The organism is Streptomyces sp. NPDC005811 (assembly GCF_040630405.1).
In the GTDB taxonomy this organism is placed as follows: Bacteria; Actinomycetota; Actinomycetes; order Streptomycetales; family Streptomycetaceae; genus Streptomyces.
Window position 1 is genome coordinate 36,336 of sequence record NZ_JBEXXK010000070.1, and the last position, 20,942, is coordinate 57,277.

A 20,942-nucleotide genomic window follows, 5' to 3' on the forward strand; every position below is an offset into this window, starting at 1 on the left:
GTGACGACCGTGGCGGCTTCCGCCGTGACGACCGCGACAACCGTGGCGGTGGCTTCAACCGCGACAACCGCGACAACCGCGACCGTGACGACCGCGGTGGCCGTTCCTTCGAGCGCCGTGACGACCGTGGCGGCTTCCGCCGTGACGACCGTGCCGGTCACCGTGGCAGCGACCGCCCGTTCAACCGTGACCGCCGCGACGACCGCCCGGGCTTCCGCTCCGGCGGCCACGACCGCCCGTTCGGCCGCCGTGACGACCACCGCGGTGAGCACCGTGGCAGCGGCAGCGGCAGCGGCTCCTTCGGCCGCCGCGACGACAAGCCGCGCTGGAAGCGCAACGGCTGACACCGGCCGGTGACCGGCTGACCGAAGGGCCCGTACGACTCCCCGTCGTACGGGCCCTTTCGGCATCCCGGCCACCGACCGCACTTTTCAGCCAAGTTGTGACGTGTGTCACCCCCTCCGCGCGGGCATTGCTGGGGGCATGACAGATGAAGGCACAGGGAGCGGCCTCTCGGACGAGGAGCGGCTGGCCCAGCTCGGATACACGCAGGTTCTCGCCCGCCGCATGTCGGCGTTCTCCAACTACGCGGTCTCCTTCACGATCATCTCGGTCCTCTCCGGCTGTCTGACCCTCTACCTCTTCGGGATGAACACCGGCGGCCCCGCGGTGATCATCTGGGGCTGGGTGGCCGTGGGCCTCATGACCCTCTTCGTGGGTCTGTCGATGGCCGAGATCTGTTCGGCGTACCCCACCTCCGCGGGCCTGTACTTCTGGGCCCACCGTCTCGCCCCGCCGCGCACGGCCGCCGCCTGGGCCTGGTTCACGGGCTGGTTCAACGTGCTGGGCCAGGTCGCGGTGACCGCGGGCATCGACTTCGGCGCGGCGTCCTTCCTCGGGGCGTACCTCAACCTCCAGTTCGACTTCGAGGTGACACCGGGCCGCACGGTCCTGCTGTTCGCCGGGATCCTCCTGCTGCACGGTCTGCTGAACACCTTCGGTGTGCGGATCGTCGCGCTGCTGAACAGCGTCAGCGTGTGGTGGCACGTGCTCGGCGTCGCGGTGATCGTCGGCGCCCTGGCCTTCGTGCCGGACCACCACCAGTCCGCGTCCTTCGTGTTCGGCGAGTTCGTCAACAACACGGGCTGGGGAAGCAGCGTCTATGTGGTGCTGCTCGGCCTCCTGATGGCCCAGTACACCTTCACCGGCTACGACGCCTCGGCCCATATGACGGAGGAGACCCACGACGCGTCCACGGCCGGCCCGAAGGGCATCGTGCAGTCCATCTGGACCTCCTGGATAGCGGGATTCGTCCTGCTGCTGGGCTTCACCTTCGCCATCCAGTCCTACGACGGCGCCCGCAACTCCCCGACCGGCGCACCGCCCGCCCAGATCCTCCTCGACGCGCTCGGCGCCACGGCGGGCAAGCTGCTGCTCCTGGTGGTGATCGGCGCCCAGCTCTTCTGCGGAATGGCCTCGGTGACCGCCAACAGCCGCATGATCTACGCCTTTTCGCGGGACGGCGCACTGCCCTGGTCGCACGTCTGGCACACGGTCAGCCCGCGCACCCGTACCCCGGTTGCGGCGGTCTGGCTGGCGGCGGGCGGCGCGCTCGTCCTCGGCCTGCCGTACCTGATCAACGTCACGGCCTACGCGGCGGTCACCTCCATCGCGGTGATCGGCCTCTACATCGCCTATGTCATCCCGACGCTGCTGAGGGTCCGCAAGGGCGCGGCCTTCGAGCGGGGGCCGTGGCATCTGGGCCGTTGGTCGGAGGCGATCGGCGTGGTGTCGGTGGGGTGGGTCGTGGTGATCACCGTGCTGTTCATGCTGCCGCAGGTCTCCCCGGTCACCTGGGAGACCTTCAACTACGCCCCGGTCGCCGTCCTGGTCGTCCTCGGTTTCGCGGGCGTGTGGTGGCTGGCCTCGGCCCGCACCTGGTTCCTCAACCCCGACCACGAACGGACCGCCGCGCGCGAGGCGGCCCGGGCCGGAAAGACCCCCTGACCGGCCGATCCTCACCGGTTCCCGGCCCGCGGCGCGGCCGTGTCCCCGATACCCGATCGGAGACACGGCCGGGTCCGGCTATGCTCGGGGAGGCAACATCGCCTGGGCCCTTAGCTCAATTGGCAGAGCAGTGGACTTTTAATCCATTGGTTGTGGGTTCGAGTCCCACAGGGCCTACGGACGGTGGTCGGGGGATACCGCCTCCGACCTGCTGTGCGGCGCCCGTTCCGGCTTCGGCCGGGGCGGGCGCCGCGGCGTTCCCCCGGGCTCGCGGCGGTCGCTCCGGTTCGGCGCGATGATCTCGGCGTTTGGTAGGCCCGCGCGAGGACGGTGCACAGCGGGTTCGAGCCGCCCTGACGGCCCGGAAGGGCGAACCCGTGCCCTCCTCGATGCCGAGCACGGTGACGGCGGGGCGGGCCCACGACCGGTCGGCGACCGTGCCCGTCCCGGTGAGCCGTACGCCGTCCAGCACGCCGGCGTCCGCCCGGAACCGCTCCGCGCCGACGGGAGCCGCACGATGCCGTCGACGCCGTTCGACAGCAGCCCGGCCGATGACCGGCTCCGCACCCCGCGACCTTGGGATCATGGAACTCCCGTGCGAAGCCCGCCCGCGACCCGAGGAGCCCCCATGACCGCCGGCATCGACACCCCCGACCCCCGCGGCCGCACCGGCCTGCATCTGCACGGCCGTGACCTCACCGGGAACCCGCGCGTCCGCATCCTCGACGTCGAGGTCCTCGCCTGCGACTGGGCGGTCCTGCGCCGCACCACCTTCGACTACCGGCACCACGACGGCCACTGGAGCCGGGAGCGGCGGGAGACCTACGACCGGGGCGACGGCGCGACGATCCTGCTCTACGACCCCGTACGGGAAACGGTCCTGCTGACCCGTCAGTTCCGGCTGCCCGCCTACGTCAACGGCCACCCCGACGGCATGCTCCTGGAGACCGCGGCGGGGCTGCTGGACGGCGACGACCCGAAGGCGGCGATCCGCCGTGAGGCCGTCGAGGAGACGGGTCGTACCGTGCACGAGGTGGAGCATGTGTTCGACGCGTTCATGAGCCCGGGCTCGGTCACCGAGCGCCTGGCCTTCTTCGCCGCCCCCTACGACGGCTCGGCCCCCGGCGCCGACACGGCGGGTGTGGCGGCCGAGGGCGAGGACATCGCCGTCGTGGAGCTGCCGTTCACGGAGGCCCTCGGTCTGGTCCGCTCCGGCGGGATCGCCGACGCGAAGACCATCATGCTGCTCCAGTGGGCCGCCCTGGACGGTCCGTTCAGCCGGCGCTGAGCTGGGCCAGCGGCAGGGTGTGCTGGGTCTGCAGGACCTTCGCGCGCAGGTAGCGGACGTTGTGCGGGGTGGTGAACACACCGGTCGGGACCCGGTCGTGGACGTCGATGCCGAGCTCCCGCAGCTGGTCGGCCTTGTCGGGGTTGTTGGACAGCAGGTCCAGGCTGGTGACGCCGAGGGCCTGCAGCATTTGGGCGGCGGCGGTGTAGTCGCGGCCGTCCTCGGGCAGTCCGAGGGCGGCGTTCGCCTCGTAGGTGTCCAGGCCCTGGTCCTGGAGGGCGTACGCGTCGAGCTTGTTGTAGAGGCCGATGCCGCGGCCCTCCTGGCGCAGGTAGAGCAGGATGCCGCCGGTCTCGGCTATGCGCTCGACGGCCTCGCGCAGCTGCGGGCCGCAGTCGCAGCGGGCCGAGCCGAAGACGTCCCCGGTGAGGCACTCGGAGTGCAGCCGGACCAGCGGGACCGTGCCGGGCGCGGGCTCGCCGAGCACCACGGCGACATGCTCCTGCTCATCGGCCAGGCCGTGGAAGGTGACCAGCTCGGCGTCGACGGAGTAGCCGTCGTGGAAGCGCAGCGGAACCCGGACGCGGGCGCGCTGGGTGGCGGCGGGGGTGTCGGGCATGCGGGTCTCCCGGGGCGAGTGCGGTCGGTACGGCTTCTGCTTCAGATTTGAAGCAGTGTGCCGGGTGAGACCCTACCCCATGCTTTAAATTTGAAGCAACGTGATTGTGGCCCGGCTCACGAGCTTCCGGAACATCCCGATGAACGCCTGCGCCACGGCAGTTCTTCCGGCAGCGCCTCGCCGTCTTCCTGGAATCCGGCGACCACCTGCGTGAAGATCTCCTCCAGCTGGCGGACCTGCTCGGGGGTGAGCCGGTCGAAGAGGCCGGTGCGGACCGTCTCCACATGGCCGGGTGCCAGCCGCTCCAGGGCCGCCATGCCCTCCTCCGTCAGCACCGCGACACTGCCGCGCTTGTCCCAGCGGCAGTCCTCGCGCCGCAGCAGACCGTCCTTCTCCAGCCGGGTCACCGCGTACGTCAGCCGGCTGCGCGTGATCTTCAGCGATTCCGCCAGATCGGTCATCCGCAGCCGCCGCTCGGGGGACTCGGACAGGTTCGCGAGGATGGAGTAGTAGAGATGGGGCATGCCGGCCTCCTGCTGGAGCTGCCGGTCGATGGCGTCCTCCAGGAGGAGATAGCCGGCGACGTACGCGCGCCAGGCGCGCTGCTCCTCGGGGGTGAGCCAGCGGGTCGTCATGCCTCCAGTGTAGGTTTGTTTCAAACTTGAACCAAGACCCACCTCGTTGCCGAAACAGTTCGTGTCCCAGGGGAGCCGCGCCGATGCCGTACCCATACGTCCTGCTGTCCGCCGCCGTCTCCCTCGACGGCTATCTGGACGACACCACCGCCGAGCGCCTGCTGCTGTCCAGCCCCGCCGACTTCGACCGCGTCGACGAGGTACGGGCCTCGGTCGACGCGATCCTGATCGGCGCCGGCACCATCCGCGCCGACAACCCCCGGCTGCTGGTGAACTCCGCCGACCGCAGGCACGCGCGCGTGGCGGCCGGAAAGCCGGAGTACCCCCTCAAGGTCACTGTCAGCGGCTCCGGCGACCTCGACCCCGCCGCGCACTTCTGGCACACCGGCGGCGACAAGGTCGTCTACACGACGGACCGGGGCGCCCGGCGCGCCGAGGCGCTCGGCATCGCCGCGGATGTCGTCCCGCTCGGCCCCGACCTGGACTGGCGCCGCCTCCTCGAGCACCTCCACGACGAGCGCGGCGTACGGCGGCTCATGGTCGAGGGCGGCGGCACGATCCACACCCAGCTCCTCCAGCAGGGCCTCGCCGACGAGGTCCAGCTCGTCCTCGCCCCCCTCTTCGTCGGCGACCCGGACGCGCCCCGCCTCTTCGGCCCCGGCGCCTACCAGGGCGGACGGCTCCGGCTCACCGAGACCCGGCGGATCGAGGACGTCGTCCTCATGCGGTACGAGCCCACCGCCCCCGGCACCGGCCCGCTCCCCTCCGCCGCCGACCGCCACTGGCTGGCCCTCGCCTGTGAGCTCGCCGCCCAGTGCCCGCCCTCCGACACCGCCTTCAGCGTCGGCGCGGTCATCGTCGCCGCCGACGGCACGGAACTGGCGCGCGGCCACTCCCGCGAGGCCGGCGACCCCGTCGTCCACGCCGAGGAGGCCGCCCTCGCGAAACTCGACCCGGCCGACCCCCGGCTGGCCACGGCCACCGTCTACAGCAGCCTCGAACCCTGCGCCCGCCGCGCCTCCCGCCCCAAGCCCTGCGCCCGCCTCATCCTCGACGCGGGCGTGCGCCGGGTGGTCACCGCCTGGCGGGAGCCGGACACCTTCGTGACCGCCGCCGACGGAAACGGGCTGCTGACGGCCGAGGGCGTGGACGTCGTCGTCCTCCCGGAGTACGCCGAGCGGGCGAGGGTGGCGAACCTGCACCTGAGCGGGTGATACAGTTGTTTCAACGACGCGGGGTGGAGCAGCTCGGTAGCTCGCTGGGCTCATAACCCAGAGGTCGCAGGTTCAAATCCTGTCCCCGCTACTGAAGGCCGAGGGCCGGAATCCGAAAGGGTTCCGGCCCTCGGTGTATGCGTCGCGCGTTCTCCGTCCGGCCCTGCAAGCGGGCTGTGTGTGTACTGTGAATTCCGGCAACTCGCCCGTTTTTCACCGGTCATGGCCCGAAAGTCCAGGCCAAAAAAGGTTGTTGATCAAGGGGAAGAGCTTGGAAAGCTACGCCCGGGTCTATTAACGTTCGATAACGCAGCGCGGTCGTCCCAGCCGTCACAAGAGTCGGCTCCGTGCGCACGCGTCGAATCCCGCAAGGGAACCGGGGAACCACCATCTTGGGGTGAATCGCACGGAAGCGTCGTGAACTCGTAGAGTCACGAACGGTTTACGCGCGTAGGAGACCTTCCCGCTCCGAACCCGTCAGCTAACCCGGTAGGCGTCGGAAGGAAAGGAGTGCGCCCGCGTGGCGTCCAACCGGCCTGCTCCCGAAGCCCCCTTCGTGCCGAGCCAGCGTTCCTCTTCCGACACCTTCGGCTACGGCAGCTACCGCAGCGAAGAGGGCCCCTGGGAGGAGTGGAATCCCACCGAGGAGTCCCTCGCCCCGGCACGGGGCAAGCACCGGGTCGCCAAGCAGCGCGGCGGCGGCGGATTCGCCCGCAGCTCCACCGTCCTCGGCGTCGGCGTCATAGCCGCCTTCAGCGCCGGCGGCATGGCCAGCGCCAACACCGGCAAGCCCCCGGTCTCCATCTCCATGCCGGACCTGCCCTCCGTGGGCTCCCTCATCTCCGACGACGACTCAGGCCAGGACGCCGCACCCGCGCTCTCCGGCTTCGGCGCCGAGGCCTCCACCGCCACCGACCGGAGCGGCGCCGCGGCCGACGCCGGTGAGGCGCTGCGCGAGCGGATCATGGCTCAGGCCGAGTCGCAGCAGACCCAGGTCGCCGACCGTGCCCAGGCCGCCGCCGAGGCCGCCGCGGCCAAGGCGGAGGCGGCCGCGGTCGCCAAGGCCGAGAAGGACGCCAAGGCCGAGGCCGCCGCCGCGAAGGAGAAGGCCGAGCAGGCCGCCAAGGAGAAGGCCGAGGCCGCGCGCCTGGCCGAGCTGGCCAAGCAGTACACGCTGCCGACCTCCTCGTACACGCTCACCGCGACCTTCGGTCAGGCCGGTGCCTACTGGTCCTCCGGCTACCACACCGGCCTCGACTTCGCCGCCCCCACCGGCACCCTGATCAAGGCCGTCCACAGCGGCACCATCACCGAGGCGGGCTGGGCGGGCTCCTACGGCTACCGCACCATCCTCACCCTGGACGACGGCACCGAGCTGTGGTTCTGCCACCAGTCCTCGATCAACGTCAGCGCGGGCCAGAAGGTCGGCACCGGTGACGTGATCGGCCGCGTCGGCGCCACCGGCAACGTCACCGGCGCCCACCTCCACCTGGAGGTCCACCCGGACGGCGCCGCCAACGGCATCGACCCGATGGCCTGGCTGCACAGCAAGGGGCTCAACCCGTAAGGGTGCCGTCCTACGGGCGCGTCCAACTGATGCCGCCCTTGCCCTTCCCGGAGCGGTCCTGTTCACACGTTCTTCGTACGCTTCGGCGCGGCGGACGGAATGGGCCGCTCCGAAGCCGTTGTTGACGTAGGACATGACTTCTCTGCGCAAGCTCGGCTCCTCGGACCTCGAGGTCTTCCCGCTCGCCCTCGGCGGCAACGTCTTCGGCTGGACCGCCGACGAGGCGACCTCCTTCGCCGTCCTGGACGCCTACGCCGCCGCCGGCGGCAACTTCGTCGACACCGCCGACTCCTACTCCGCCTGGGTCGACGGCAACAGCGGCGGCGAGTCCGAGACCATCCTCGGCAGGTGGGTGCACAAGCGCGGCAACCGCGACGACGTCGTCATCGCCACCAAGGTCAGCCAGCACCCCGACTTCCCCGGCCTGACCGCCGCCAACATCAAGGCCGCCGCCGACGCGTCCCTCACCCGCCTCGGCACCGACCACATCGACCTCTACTACACCCACTTCGACAAGCCCGAGGTGCCGGTCGAGGAGATCATCGGCGCCCTGGACGAGCTGGTGAGGGCCGGCAAGGTGCGCCACATCGCCGCCTCCAACATCTCGCCCGAACGCCTCCGGGAGTCCCTGGAGTTCTCCGACCGCGAGGACCTCGCCCGGTACGTCGCCCTCCAGCCGCACTACAACCTGGTCTCCCGCGACACCTACGAGGGCGGCCTCCAGGACCTCGCGGCCCGCTCCGGCCTCGCCGCCGTCCCCTACTTCGCCCTGGCCTCCGGCTTCCTCACCGGCAAGTACCGCCCCGGTACGACGGTGGAGGGACCGCGGGCCGCGGGCGCCGGCAAGCACCTCGACACCGAGCGCGGCGTCCGCGTCCTCGCCGCCCTCGACGAGATCGCCCGGGCCCACGACGCCGAGGTCGCCACCGTCGCCCTGGCCTGGCTCGCCGCCCGGCCGACGGTCGTGGCCCCGATCGCCTCCGCCCGCACCCTGGACCAGCTGCCGCCCCTGCTGGCGGTGGCGGACCTGGAGCTGACGGACGAGGAGATCACGTGGCTGACGACGGCCTCGGCCCAGGCATCCGCGTAACCTCCGACCCCTACGACCGATAGGGGTTCTGGACGGGGTACGGCCCCGCCGGATACCCGTACCCGTAGTACCCGTGGGCGTTGCCGTGCCCGTGGGCGTTGCCGTACCCGTGCGGGGTGCCGTAACCCTGCGGGCTCCCGTACCCGTAACCCGGCCCGGGCGCCGTGGGCACCGTCATCCGCGCCGCATGGTCCAGCGCCGGGCGGGCGACCTCCCGGCGCCGCCACAGCTCGTTCAGCAGCTCCCGCTCCCGTACGACGAAGTCGTCGCCCGCCCGGCCGCCGCGCCCCCGGTGCCGCAGGAACGCCAGCGAGGTCGCGTACGCCTCGTACTCGGCGACCGCCCGCGCGGCCGGGCGGCCCAGATGCCGCTTGGCGTACTCGCGGGCCAGCCGCCGCGCCCGCATCGAGCCGAGCGCGTACGGCTCGGCCGGGGTCAGCCAGCCGGCCGCCGTGTACGCCGGCAGTTCCTCGCGGACCGTGCGCAGCTCCCGCTGCCGGGTCCACACCGCCAGCCAGGTGAGCAGCCCGAACGCGGGCACCATGAAGGACGCGTACACCGCGAAGAACCCGAAGTCGCCGAAGGTCGAGGAGCCGTTCCACAGGGCGTGCATGCCCATCGCGAGGAGCAGCCCGCCCAGCGGGAACAGCACGCGGCGCACCTGCCGGCCGTACCCGGAGCGCGCCGCGAGCCCGAAGCCGAGGCCGGTGAGCACGGTGAACAGAGGGTGCGCGAACGGAGACATGACGATCCGCACGAAGAAGGTCGCGGCCGTCACGGACGCGATGCCGCTGTCCCCGCTGAGCTGGTCGGTGCCGAACGCGGTGCCCAGATAGAGGATGTTCTCGGTGAACGCGAAGCCGGTGGCGGTGATCCCGGCGACGACCAGCCCGTCGACCGGCCCGGTGAAGTCCCGTCTGCGGAAGAGGAACACGAGCAGGATCGCGGCGGCCTTGGCGGACTCCTCGACGACGGGCGCTATGACCGTCGCCCCGAGGGTGTCCGCGCCGGACGGATCCGCCGTGGCGGTGGCTATCCAGCGGGTGGCGAAGCTGTTGGCGACGATCGCGATCAGCGCGGCCGCGCAGGCGCCCCAGGCGAAGGCGAACACCAGATTCCGCCAGGGCCCGGGCTCCACCCGGTCCAGCCAGCGGAAGGCGGCTATCAGCAGCGGCACCGGCAGCACGGCGAGCCCCAGCCCGACCAGGAACCCCTCGGTGCCGGTCTGCTCCCGCACCAGCGCCAGGATCACCAGCCCGGACAGCGTGAGCAGCGTGATGAGGGCCCCGTACCGCACCCATCTCCTCCGCCACCAGTGCACCCGCCGGTGCCGGGCGTCCTCGGCCGGGCCGTCCGGGTGCGGTGGGTACGGCGGAAACGGGTGACTGATGGCCACGGCATCGACCCTAACGAGGGAGGGGACTGTGGTGGACGGTCTGTCGGTCAGCGATCGCCGTGCTGTACGCGACGGAAGAGGAGGTCGTTCACCACATGCCCCTTGTCCAGCCCCTGGCCCTCGAAACGGGTCAGCGGCCGGAACGCGGGCCGGGGCGCGAAACCGCCGTCTGCCTGCGTGTTCTCGAAGTCGGGGTGTGCGGTGAGGACGTCCAGCATCTGTTCCGCGTACGGCTCCCAGTCGGTCGCGCAGTGCACGGTCGCCCCCGGCCGCAGCCGCGTCGCGGCCAGGCTGAGGAACTCCGGCTGGATGAGGCGCCGCTTGTGGTGGCGCTTCTTCGGCCAGGGGTCGGGGAAGAACACGCGCAGCCCGGCCAGCGAGTCGGGCGTCAGCATCTCCCGCAGCAGGATGATCGCGTCGCCGTTGGCGACCCGGACGTTGTCCGTCCCGGACCGGTCGGCGAGGTTGAGCAGATTGCCCTGACCGGGGGTGTGCACATCCACGGCGAGGACATTGATGTCCGGGTCGGCGGCCGCCATCTGCGCGGTGGCCTCGCCCATCCCGAACCCGATCTCCAGCACCACGGGTCTGTCGTTCCCGAACAGCTCGCCGAGGTCGACGGCATGCCCGTCGATGTCGAGGCCCCACCGCGACCACAGCCGTTGCAGCGCGTCGGCCTGCCCGGCCGTCACCCGGCTGCGCCGGGGCTGGAAGCTTCTGATCCGCCGCTCGAAGTGCGACCCGGCGGGGTCGGCCTTCGGGCCGTCGGGGAAGCGTGGCTCCCCCTTGGCCCGGGTGTGCCGGACGGACTCGCCGGGGTGGTGCTCGCCGCCGGGAGCGGGCCGGGGGACTTCGGGGGTGTTCACGGAATCAGACACAGTGGGGTCGATTTTACTGCCGTGCGCCGGGCTCACCAGGTTCACCGGGTCCCGAGCACCTCCAGGGCCCTGCGGGCGACCTCCCGGCCGATCGGCAGCGAGGCCGTCGCCGCCGGTGAGGGCGCGTTCAGCACGTGCACCGCGCGGGCGCCCTCCCGGATCAGGAAGTCGTCCACCAGACCGCCGTCCCGCAGCACGGCCTGCGCCCGCACCCCCGCGTCCGCCCGCACCAGGTCCGTCTCGCGCACCGCCGGCAACAACCGCCGCACCGCCTGCACGAACGCCCCCTTGGACACCGACCGCCGCAGCTCCCCGGCCCCGTACCGCCAGTGCCGGCGTCCCATCCGCCACACCCCTGGCCACGCCGCCGTCGCCAGCGCCTCGCGGGGCCGTACGACTCCCCAGTCGTACCCCTCGCGGGCCAGCGCCGGCACGGCATTGGGGCCCACGTGCACCCCGCCGTCGATCCCCCTGGTCAGATGCACCCCGAGGAACGGGAACGCCGGATCGGGCACCGGATACACGAGTCCGCGCACCAGATCGGGCCGCGCCAGCTCGTAGTACTCGCCCCGGAACGGGACGATCCGCACCTCCGGTTCGTCCCCGGTCATCCGGGCGATCTCGTCGCAGTACAGCCCCGCGCAGTTCACCAGCGCACGGCCCCGCACGACGTCCCCGCGCGCGGTGAGCACGGCCACCCCCCGCTCGGGCCGCCGGTCGACCCGCACCACCTCGGCGCCGTAGCGGATCTCCGCCCCGGACGCCTCGCCGAGCCGGTGGGCGACCGCCGTGTAGTCGCAGATCCCGGTCGTCCCGACGTGGATCGCCGCCAGTCCGCGCACCTCCGGCTCGTACTCCGCGATCTGCGCGGCGCCCAGCTCCCGCACCGGTATGCCGTTCTCCCGGCCGCGCTGCACGAGTCCGTGCAGACGGGGCAGCTCGTCCCGCTCGGTGGCGACGATCAGCTTCCCGGTGACGGCGTGCGCGATGCCGTACTCCGCGCAGAACTTGGTCATCTCCGCGGCGCCCCGCACCGCGTACCGCGCCTTCAGCGAGCCGGGCCGGTAGTAGATCCCGCTGTGGATCACCCCGCTGTTGCGCCCCGTCTGGTGCCGGGCCGGTCCCGGCTCCTTCTCCAGCACGGTCACCCGGGTCCCGGGCGCACTCCGCGTGATCGCATACGCCGTGGACAGCCCGACGATGCCCCCGCCGACGACGAGCACGTCACAGTCGTACGCCACCACCTGCACCACCTCCGCCTCCGATAGTGCACTGCACCACTGACAGTCACTTCAAACGCGGGGTACGGCAGCTTGCCTCAGGGGCGAAGATCTTCTAGGCCGGCGCCATCAGCAGCGGCCGGGCCCGCTCCCGCAGCTCCACCACCCTCGGCTCGTCCCCGTACGGCTCCAGCCGATGCAGAAGATCCTTCACGTACTCGGTGGTCCGCGCCGACGAGATCCGCCCCGCGACCTCCACCGCCCGCACCCCCTGCTCGCACGCCGCGTCCAGGTTCCCCGACTCCAGCTCGGCGACCGCGGACACGACCAGCCTGAGCCCGTGCGAGCGCACGAACTCCTCCGTCGGCTGCGACAGCGCCTGCTCGGTGAAGCGCCGCACCTGCCGGGGCGCCTTCAGGTCCCGGTAGCACTCGGCCGCGTCGGCGGCGAACCGGTCGTACGAGTAGAACCCGAGCCACGAAGGGTCGTGATCCCCTTCCCGCGCCCGCTCCAGCCAGCTCTCCGCCGCCTTCAGCGCCGCCCCGGCCGCCTGCGCGTCCCCCGCGCGGGCATGCGCGCGTGCCTCGACGAGCCGGAAGAAGCTCATCGTGCGGGCGGTCGCCAGCCCCCGGTTGCGCTCCAGGGCGGCCTGCGCGAGGTCGACGCCCTCGTCGCCGAAGCCCCGGTACGTCGCCTGGAGCGACATCGACGCCAGCACGTACCCCCCGAGCGGTACGTCCGCTGCCGCGCGCGCGAGCCGCAGCGCCTGGATGTAGTACCGCTGAGCGGCCTCCTGCTGACCGGTGTCGAAGGCCATCCACCCCGCCAGCCGGGTCAGTTCGGCGCTCGCCCCGAACAGGGCGCGCCCGACCTCGTCGGAGTACGCGCCGAGCAGCAGTGGCGCCGCCTCCACCCGCAGGCACTCGGGGACCATCGACGAACGCCAGTCCCCGCCCCCGTACTTGGAGTCCCACCGTCTGGCGTCCTCGGCGGCCTCCCGCAGCTTCTGCACATCGCTGTGGCCGACTTTGAGCGGTGCGCCGGTCCCCTCCAGGGAGTGGGCCTCACGCGCCACCGAACTGTCGGCCGGGGTTATCAGCCAGCGCGACGCGGGCGTTGCGTATGCGCTTACTGCGAATGATCCGGCCAGGGACTGCCAGATGCCCCCCGAACCGGCCCTTCGGCCGGCCAGGTCGAGGCGGTAGAGCTCCGTCGCCGAGCGCACGGCCTGGGCGACGTCCCTGGGGAAGGCGAGGCCCACTTCGGGCGCGGGGTCCGCGTCCGCCAGGCCGATCTCGTGGAGCGGCACCGGGCGGCCGAGCTTCTGCCCGATGGCGGCCGCGATGAGGTGCGGCGCGGCGCCCTGCGGCACCATGCCCTTCGACACCCAGCGCGCCACGGACGTCTTGTCGTAGCGAAGAGTCAACCCGCGTTGAGCGCCAAGGTCGTTGACGCGTCGCGCGAGTCCTGCGTTGCTGATTCCCGCGAGGGCGAGAACGGCGCCGAGCTTTTCGTTCGGCCCGCGTTGCTCCCTGGACATTGCGCCACCCCTCGACACATCCGGCTGCCGCTCTGGCATAACCACGCGGCATTCGTAAACCCAGCGTAGTTCGCCGCATCCCAAGCGTTAAGGGGCATTCTGCCGGTTGGCGGGATTGTGGTCCGTACTGCAGTGCGGGCTTCGGCACGGTCCGTCGCCGCGTGCTCCCGCTGTGTGGCCGTGCGCCTGCGTGTGCGCTCTTCTCCGGCCATCGGGGGAACGGTTCCATGGGTCGTGCGTGGGTCGGCCCGCTGTACTGGATCCAGTGGGCTGGGGGACACCGCCGCCTTCATCCCCGCGGGCGGCGGAGCGGTCCGGGAGGCGCCTTCCGTCTCCCGGGCCGGCGCGGCTCGTGACGGGTACGCGCGTGTGCACGGAGCGTGTGCGGAGCCTGCGCACGGCACGGCCGACGGGACGCGCCCGCGCCGGATTTGGCCGAAAATCGACCCTGCGTTCCATGGGTGACAACGCCTCCGACCATGGAAATCGAGGGCGCACAGGGCGACTTGGGGGAGCGTACCGGGGGCGCATTCATGCCGCAGACACCGGGGTCCCCCCGTCCGCGCGGGCCGGCGCCGACGCCACGACGCGGGCGCACTCCCCGGATCACAAGCGGCGTCGCCTCCCTCTGTGACGCGTTCTTCGTGGCAGCATGGTGAACCGTTCGTACGGTGCACTCGGTTGTCCACAGCCCGTGGAGGCGTCGATGCGGTGGTTGGTGGGATGGAGCAGCACCGCCGCGGGTGCGCTGGGCGGGGCCGTCGGCTACGAGGGCGGCGACACCTACGGCGGTCAAGTCGGCTACGACGGTGAGACCTTGCACCCCGTCGGCTCCCAACTCCTGTGGGGCGACCCCGATCCGCTCTGGGCGGTCGGCGACTGGCGCCCCGACGAGGTACGGGTGGTCCAGGCCGACCCCCAGACCCGGATCGCGGTCCTCGGCACCTGCGGGGCGAGCGACGAGCAGCTGCGCGTCGGCCTGTTCGCCGCGCGCGGGGGTGCACTGCGCCATCTGACGGCCTGGCCCGGCAGCTACACCGCCGTCGTCCAGGTCGGCCGCCGGGTCACCGTCTGCGGCGACCTCGCCGGCGCCCGCCCGGTCTTCCACACCCCCTGGGCAGGCGGAACCGCCTACGCCACGGCCGCGCTGCCGCTCGCCGACCTCATCGAGGCCAACCTCGACTTCGGCCACCTGGCCGCGCTCCTGGCCGCCCCGGACGTCCCGGCCGCCCTGCACGACTCCACTCCGTACGACGGCGTGCGGCGCGTACCGCCGGGGCATGCGCTGATCCTGCGCGCTGGGGCGCGTGAGATCGCCGGCTACGACCCGGTCGCGTCCCTCGCCGTGGCGGCACCGCCGGCCGACCCGGACAGCGCGGTCGACGCGGTGCGCGACGCGCTCGTAGACGCCGTACGCGCGCGTCTGTCCGCGCCCAGACACGTGCCCGACATCGATCCCGGTCCCGTACCCGGAATGGGTCCCGCCGAGCGGCGCGCCGCGCGCGGGATGCCGGTCCCGGGCATCGGCGCCGACCTCTCCGGCGGTCCGGCCTCCGGCACGCTGGCCCTGCTGGCGGCCGGCCTGCCCGGGATGCCGGGCACCGTCCTCGGCCACGGCACGGGCGCGGGGGAGCGGCTGCTGGCGGTCACCTTCAACGACCTGACGACACGCGCGCGTGAGGAGGAGCTGCAACGGGCCGGCGCCCTGGCGGCCAACCCGCGTCTGCACCACGTCGTCGTGACCGGCGCCGAGGAGACCCTGCCGTACGCCGACCTGGACGGCCCGCTGACCGACGAACCCGGCCCCAGCCTGGTGACCGCCGCCCGCCACCGCGCGCGCCTCGCCGCGGGCAGCGCCGACCACTTCACCGGCTACGGCGCCCGGCAGGTCCTGGACGCCCACCCGGCCCGCCTCGCGGACCTGCTCATGGACCGCAAACGCCGTCACCTGGTCCGCCCGGTGGCGGCCCTCACCAAGGCCGACGGCTCGGTGCTCGTTCCCGCGCGCGTGTACGGCGCCGCCCGAAGACTCGCCCGTACGCCGTACCGCGCGGGCGTCGAGAACCTCGCCGACCGCCTGCTGCACCGCAGCTTCGAGGACGAGCCGGGCGGCGCGGTCGGTGCCTCCCTGGCGGCGCTGACCTGGGCCGGACCCGGTCCCGCGGCCCGCTGGCTGACGGGTGAGGCGCTGGCTGAAGTATCGGTTCTTCTGCAGAATTCGGCCCATCGCGCCGGGGTCGGTCCCGGCCAGCGCCCGGGCGACTACCGCGCGCGTGCCGCCCTCACCCGGCACGCGGCCGACCTGCGCATCCTCGAACAGGCCGCCGAGATCCGCTCCCAGCGCCTGCACGCCCCCTTCCTCGACAACCAGGTCGTCCGCGCCTGCCGCGCCCTCCCCGAAACCCTGCGCGTGCAGCCGGGCGCGCGTGCCGCGATCCTGCGGACCGTCCTCAAGGGCGCCGGCATCACCGACCTGCCGCCCGGCTGGGGCGCCCCCGCCCACGGCACCACCGCCACGACCGCCCGCAACGGCCTCCGCCTCGCCACCGACCCCCTCCTCACCCTGTTCGACGCGCCCCTCCTCGCGGAGGCGGGCCTGATCGAGGCGCGGGTGGTCCGCAAGGCCGTCCGCGCGGCGGCCTCCGGCGAACCCCTCCCCCTGGACGGCCTCGCCGACCTGATCTCCCTCGAACTCTGGCTCCGCCGTCTGCTGTCCCGCCGGGGCACCTGCTGGACCGGGACCCCGGCCCGGGCGCGCGCGGTACCGGCGGGGATCGCACCGCAACGCCGAGCGGTGTCCTCCGGGGGGTGAGCCGGGGGCGGGGAAGCGGACCTCACCTTTCACGCTGCGGTGGGGTGTCCTCACCGTGCCGCAGGCCGTCGTCCGGGCGCGGGCCGCCTGTGGCCGGTCGCGCAGTTCCCCGCGCCCCGAGGGGGTTGCGCTCGCGTTGGCCGGTTGCTTGCTGCACCCCGCGAGCGCCACGAGCGGATCCGCCCCGGCCCGACACACCCCAGCGCAAACCCCGTGCCCCCGCCCCACCCCCCGGCGACAATGACCCCGTGCGGTTCAACATCCTGGGGGTCACCCAGACCGAGGACGACCAGGGCACCCCCATACCCCTCACCGCCCCCCGCCTCCGTGCCCTCCTCACCGTTCTCGCCCTTCGGCCGGGCCGGTCGACACCCAGCGCGACCCTCGTCGACGAGATCTGGCCCGACGGTCCGCCCCAGGACGCCCCCGCCGCCCTCCAGGCCCTCGTCGGCCGACTCCGCCGCACCCTCGGCAAGGACGTCGTCACCTCCACCCCCGGCGGCTACCGCCTCGCCGCCACCGAGGCCGACGTCGACCTCCACGTCTTCGAACGGCTCGTACGCGAGGCCACCACCGCCCTCCAGCGGGGCGGCGACCCCGAGACCGCCGCCCGCACCCTCGACGACGCCCTCGCGCTCTGGCGCGGCCCCGCCCTCGCCGACCTCCCCGACCGCACCCCGGCCGCCCGCCCCGAGGCCCTGCACGCCGAAGCCGTCCGGGCCCGCGCCGAGGCCGACCTCCGCCTCGGCCGCGCCCGCGAGGCCGTACCCCGCCTCCGGGAACTCGTCGCCGCACACCCGTACGACGAACCCCTGCACGCCCTCCTCGTCCGCGCCCTGCGCGACACCGGTCGCACCGCCGACGCCCTCGCCGCCTACGAGAGCGCACGCCGGACCCTCGCCGACGCCCTCGGCGCCGACCCGGGCCCCGAACTGCGCGCCCTCCACGCCGAACTCCTCGCCCGCCCCGAGCCCCGGCCCCTCCCACCGGCCCCACCGCCGGAGCGAAACGGCAACATCCGTCCGCGCCTTACCTCTTTCGTGGGCCGGGAACCAGAGATCGACGCCATCCGCTCGGATGTGCACAGGGCCCGCCTCGTCACCCTCACCGGACCGGGCGGCTCGGGAAAGACCCGCCTCGCCGAGGAAGCCGCCGCCGGGCTCCCGCAGGCGTGGCTGGTCGAGCTGGCGCCGCTCGACCGGCCGGAGGCGGTGCCGGGCGCGGTGGTCAGCGCCCTCGGTCTGCGCGAGACCGTCCTGATGACCACGGACCTCGCGACCCCGCAGGACGACCCGGTCGCCCTGCTCGTCGAGTACTGCGCCACGCGCAGCCCGCTCCTGATCCTTGACAACTGCGAGCACGTCATCGGCGCGGCCGCCGCCCTCGCCGAGACCCTCCTCACCCGCTGCCCCGGGCTCACGATCCTCGCCACCAGCCGTGAACCCCTGGGCGTCCCCGGCGAGTCGGTCCGCCCGGTCGACCCCCTCCTCCCCGACCAGGCGCACCGCCTCTTCAGGGAGCGCGCCGCGGCCGTCCGCCCCACCACGGCCCCCACCGCGCCCGGGCAGGACGAGCGGGACGAGCAGGCGGTCGCGGAGATCTGCCGGCGGCTCGACGGACTGCCCCTGGCCATCGAGCTGGCCGCCGCCCGGCTCCGGCTGCTCACCCCCCGCCAGATCGCCGACCGCCTCGACGACCGCTTCCGCCTCCTCACCTCCGGCAGCCGCACCCTCCTGCCCCGCCAGCAGACCCTGCGGGCCGTCGTCGACTGGTCCTGGGACCTGCTCGACGAAGCGGAGCGGACCCTGCTGCGCGAGCTGTCCGTCTTCGCGGGCGGCTGGGACCTGGAGGCCGCCGAGGCCGTGTGCACCGGCCCGGTCGTCGACCTCGTCGGCGCGCTGGTCGACAAGTCCCTGGTCCTGGCGGCCCCGCACCCGCCCGACGGCGACGGCGCGCACGGCGGCCACGACATGCGCTACCGCATGCTGGAGACGATCCACGAGTACGCCGTGGAGCGCGCCGCCGAGGACCCGCACGCACGCGTGGCGGCCGAACGACGGCACCGCGCATGGGCGCGCGCGCTCGTCGAGCGCGCCGACCCCCTGCTCCGCTCCGCCGAGCAACTCCCGTGGATCTCCCGACTGGAGACCGAGCTGGACAACATCCGGGTGGCGACCCGACGCGCGATCACCGCGGCCGACGAGGAAGAGGCCGGCGCCCTCTGCCTCGCCATGGGCTGGTTCTGGTGGCTGCGCAACTACCGCCAGGAGGGCGCCGCCTGGGCCGACCGCACCCTGCGCCTGAGCCTGGCCCTGGACACCCTCCCCGCCCGGCCGACGGACACCGCACCCTCCTCCCCGACGGCACCCGACCTCACCTGCTGCTCCCTCCCCGTCCCCGCCGACCTCGCCGCCCGCATGGCCGCCGTCGACCCGGTCGAGTCCTTCCTCGCCCCGCCGGACGCCGAGGGCGATCCGGACGACGACGGCGGGCCAGGCGGTCACCCCAGGGAGGCGCAGCGGCTGGACCTGCGGATGCTGCAGGTGTTCCTGCTCTCCGAGTCCGAGCCGGGAGAGGCCGAGGCCGACCCCCGTTACCGGGCCTACCTCCTGCGTCTGCGGGCCCGCTACCAGCCGGGCGGCCCGGCGGCGGCCCGGATGCCCGGACTGGTCTGGCCGGTGGCGGCCGCCTTCGAGATGCGCGGCACCTTCGACGTCCGCGGCCTCCTGGACGCGGCCGTCGCCAACTGCCGTGCGCACGGCGGCGACTGGGAGCTGGGCTGCACCCTGATGTTCCGGACGCACATGGTCGTCGACTCCCCCGGCGGGATGGCCGGCGTGGACGACGACCTGGCGGAGCTGCGCCTGATCAGCCGGCGGGTCGGCGACCGCTGGATGCTGGCCCAGGTGTGCAGCGCGACCGCGGAGGCGGAGATGGCGCGTGGCCGGCTCCCGGAGGCGGAGGCGGAGTACCGGGAGGCGCTGCGACTCGCCTACGAGGTCGGCGCCTACACCGAGGCGCCGTTCCTGATGGCCCGGCTCGCGGAGATCGCCTACCGCTCGGGCGACCTCCCCGGCGCCATGGCCCTCCTGGACGAGGCGGGCGCCGCCGCCGACCGGCAGGCCGTGGCGGACGCCCAGGCCTTCGTGATCCTGCTGCGCGCCTGCATCGCACTGGAGGAGGGGGACGTCGTCCGCGCGCGCGAGCTGTGCGACGCGACCCTCGTGACGGCGCGGCTGGGCACTCCGCCGCCCCAGTTCACCGCCGCCCTGACCCTGCTCGACGCGGAGCTCACGGCCCTGGAGTCCGGCCCGGAGCACGCCCTGCCGATGCTCGCCGAGGGACTGCGCCGGGCGGTGGCCGACGAATGCAGCGAGGCGATCGTCGCGGCGGTCGTGGACGGCGCGGCCGACCAGCTCGCCGGGCTCGGGGACTTCCCGCGCGCGGTCGTGCTGCTGGCCGCGGCCGACCGGCTGCGCGGCACCCTCCCCCGTGCCGCCCTGCGGCGCGGGCGCGCCGCCCGCACGCGCGCGCAGGCCCGCCGGGCCCTGGGCGCCGAGCGGTACGCCGCCGAGCGGGCCCGGGGCGACGACCTGACGGTGACCGAGGTCCAGAAGGAGCTCGCCGCCGCCGTACGGGCCCACCCGGCGCCGGCCGTGAGCCCGTCGGGGTGAGCCCGCCGGCCGCTACGAGCAGCTGAACTTCGACTCGGCCCAGTCCGCGAGGGCCACTCCGTCGAAGGGGCTGCGCGGCTCGACCACCAGCCGGACGGTCGCCCGGCCGCCGAGGTCCACATGGACGGGCACGGCGGGATCGCCGCCCCTCACCGTCCCGGACGACCACAGCCGGGCCCCGTCGGCGTAGACGGAGAAGGTCACCTCGCCGAGGTCCAGCGTCAGATCGTCGAGGCCGACCAGTGCGTCGTAGGAGGTGCAGGCGCGGTTCAGGTCGACGGTCACGGAGGACCGGCCGTGGACGGTCACCCCGCGCGCGTACCGCCGGCCGGCGATGGACACCTCGTAGCGCTGCCACACCCAACTGCTGCCGCCCAGCCGGATCTCCGGCCCGGTGCCGTCGCCGTGGACGTCGAAGGACAGCTCGCTCAGCGGGTAGACGGCGGGGGCGGGCGGGGGAGGGGGAGCCGGGGTCGGGGTCACGGCGGCCGGGGGCGTCGGGGTCGGTGTGGGGGTCGGCGTCGGGGTGACCGCCGGGGCCGGGGCGGACGTCCGGCGCGGGGTCGGGGCGGGGGACCGGGTCGGGGCCGCGGCGGGGACGACCACCGCGGGTTCCTCCGGCGCGGGCGATGCCGTCCTCCGCGTGGGGGTGGGCGTCGGGTCCTGCGGGCGGGCCACGGGCGCGGAGGCCGCGGGTGCGGCCTCGGGCTGCCGGGCGGGGCTCTCGTCGCCGACGAGGGCGAGGGCCAGCGCGGCGGCGGCGACCGCGACGACACCGGCGGCGATCCCGGCCTTCACGGGCGCGCCCAGTCCCTCCGAGACGGCCGCGCTCCCGCCGGCCCCACCGGAGGCACCACCGCTTCCTGCCGCCCCTCCTGCCGCCCCTCCGGCCGCGCTCCCGCCGGCCCCACCGCTTCCTGCCGCCCCTCCGGCCGCGCTTCCGGCGGCCCCTCCCGCCGCCCCTCCGGCCGCGCTCCCGCCCGCCGCGGCGGCCGCGCCCGC

General features: G+C 73.5%; 14 protein-coding genes, 2 tRNA genes, 1 pseudogene and 1 riboswitch. Of the genes and pseudogenes, 10 read left to right on the forward strand and 7 right to left on the reverse strand.

The genetic code is table 11. The features are described 5' to 3' along the window. The 4 genes and pseudogenes from ABZ490_RS45645 to ABZ490_RS45660 all read left to right on the forward strand — a co-directional run. Positions 1-344 (forward strand): annotated as a pseudogene (locus ABZ490_RS45645) (RNA helicase); the annotation flags it as partial. A gap of 139 nt (positions 345-483) precedes the next feature. Continuing rightward, complete coding sequence (locus ABZ490_RS45650; RefSeq protein WP_359004570.1) at positions 484-2,007, forward strand: amino acid permease; 1,524 nt, start codon at positions 484-486, stop codon at positions 2,005-2,007. 104 nt (positions 2,008-2,111) lie between these two features. Then, positions 2,112-2,184: transfer RNA gene (locus ABZ490_RS45655), tRNA-Lys, on the forward strand. A gap of 451 nt (positions 2,185-2,635) precedes the next feature. Beyond that, a complete protein-coding gene (locus ABZ490_RS45660; protein WP_359004573.1) occupies positions 2,636-3,295 on the forward strand; it encodes an NUDIX domain-containing protein in 660 nt (219 codons plus the stop codon). Here the strand turns inward: ABZ490_RS45660 and ribA are convergent. Together ribA and ABZ490_RS45670 are read right to left on the reverse strand one after the other, a co-directional pair. Further along, complete coding sequence (gene ribA / locus ABZ490_RS45665) at positions 3,282-3,914, reverse strand: GTP cyclohydrolase II (protein ID WP_359004576.1); 633 nt, start codon at positions 3,912-3,914, stop codon at positions 3,282-3,284. The two genes, ABZ490_RS45660 and ribA, sit on opposite strands and share 14 nt — an antisense overlap. A 116-nt stretch (positions 3,915-4,030) precedes the next feature. Continuing rightward, positions 4,031-4,549, reverse strand: a complete 519-nt coding sequence (locus ABZ490_RS45670; protein WP_359004579.1) for a MarR family transcriptional regulator — start codon at positions 4,547-4,549, stop codon at positions 4,031-4,033. Positions 4,550-4,632: 83 nt separating this feature from the next. Here ABZ490_RS45670 and ABZ490_RS45675 point away from each other — a divergent pair, with 83 nt between their 5' ends. The 4 genes from ABZ490_RS45675 (at position 4,633) to ABZ490_RS45690 (ending at position 8,420) form a co-directional block, all read left to right on the forward strand. Further along, positions 4,633-5,763 carry a dihydrofolate reductase family protein gene (locus tag ABZ490_RS45675; RefSeq protein WP_359004582.1) on the forward strand — a complete coding sequence of 377 codons (1,131 nt, stop codon included), beginning with the start codon at positions 4,633-4,635 and terminating at the stop codon, positions 5,761-5,763. 17 nt (positions 5,764-5,780) lie between these two features. Next, a tRNA-Met gene (locus ABZ490_RS45680) sits at positions 5,781-5,854 on the forward strand. Between the two features lie 255 nt (positions 5,855-6,109). After that, positions 6,110-6,276: riboswitch (cyclic di-AMP (ydaO/yuaA leader) on the forward strand. A 7-nt stretch (positions 6,277-6,283) separates the two neighbouring features. After that, entirely contained in the window at positions 6,284-7,330 is a 1,047-nt protein-coding gene (locus ABZ490_RS45685) for a M23 family metallopeptidase (RefSeq protein WP_359004585.1), read from the forward strand. Positions 7,331-7,463: 133 nt separating this feature from the next. Beyond that, positions 7,464-8,420, forward strand: coding sequence for an aldo/keto reductase (locus ABZ490_RS45690; protein WP_359004588.1), 957 nt, complete (start codon positions 7,464-7,466; stop codon positions 8,418-8,420). Between the two features lie 10 nt (positions 8,421-8,430). On the opposite strand, the gene ABZ490_RS45695 is transcribed toward ABZ490_RS45690, so the two are convergent. The 4 genes from ABZ490_RS45695 to ABZ490_RS45710 form a co-directional block, all read right to left on the reverse strand. Next, entirely contained in the window at positions 8,431-9,741 is a 1,311-nt protein-coding gene (locus ABZ490_RS45695; protein WP_359004616.1) for a PrsW family intramembrane metalloprotease, read from the reverse strand. Between the two features lie 122 nt (positions 9,742-9,863). Further along, a complete protein-coding gene (trmB, locus tag ABZ490_RS45700; protein WP_359004591.1) occupies positions 9,864-10,694 on the reverse strand; it encodes a tRNA (guanosine(46)-N7)-methyltransferase TrmB in 831 nt (276 codons plus the stop codon). 41 nt (positions 10,695-10,735) lie between these two features. Beyond that, positions 10,736-11,947, reverse strand: coding sequence for an L-2-hydroxyglutarate oxidase (lhgO, locus tag ABZ490_RS45705; RefSeq protein ID WP_359004594.1), 1,212 nt, complete (start codon positions 11,945-11,947; stop codon positions 10,736-10,738). Between the two features lie 82 nt (positions 11,948-12,029). Continuing rightward, positions 12,030-13,454, reverse strand: coding sequence for a hypothetical protein (locus ABZ490_RS45710; protein WP_055638960.1), 1,425 nt, complete (start codon positions 13,452-13,454; stop codon positions 12,030-12,032). A gap of 706 nt (positions 13,455-14,160) precedes the next feature. On the opposite strand from ABZ490_RS45710, the gene ABZ490_RS45715 reads away from it, so the two are divergent. Both ABZ490_RS45715 and ABZ490_RS45720 read left to right on the forward strand, forming a co-directional pair. Next, entirely contained in the window at positions 14,161-16,266 is a 2,106-nt protein-coding gene (locus ABZ490_RS45715; protein ID WP_359004598.1) for an asparagine synthase-related protein, read from the forward strand. Positions 16,267-16,514: 248 nt separating this feature from the next. Further along, the gene (locus ABZ490_RS45720; RefSeq protein ID WP_359004601.1) at positions 16,515-19,940 is read left to right on the forward strand and encodes a BTAD domain-containing putative transcriptional regulator; all 3,426 of its coding nucleotides are present in this window, start codon (positions 16,515-16,517) and stop codon (positions 19,938-19,940) included. Positions 19,941-19,952: 12 nt separating this feature from the next. Here ABZ490_RS45720 and ABZ490_RS45725 read toward each other — a convergent pair. Continuing rightward, on the reverse strand, positions 19,953-20,942 hold a 990-nt coding region (locus ABZ490_RS45725), incomplete at its 5' end, for an NPCBM/NEW2 domain-containing protein (protein WP_359004604.1).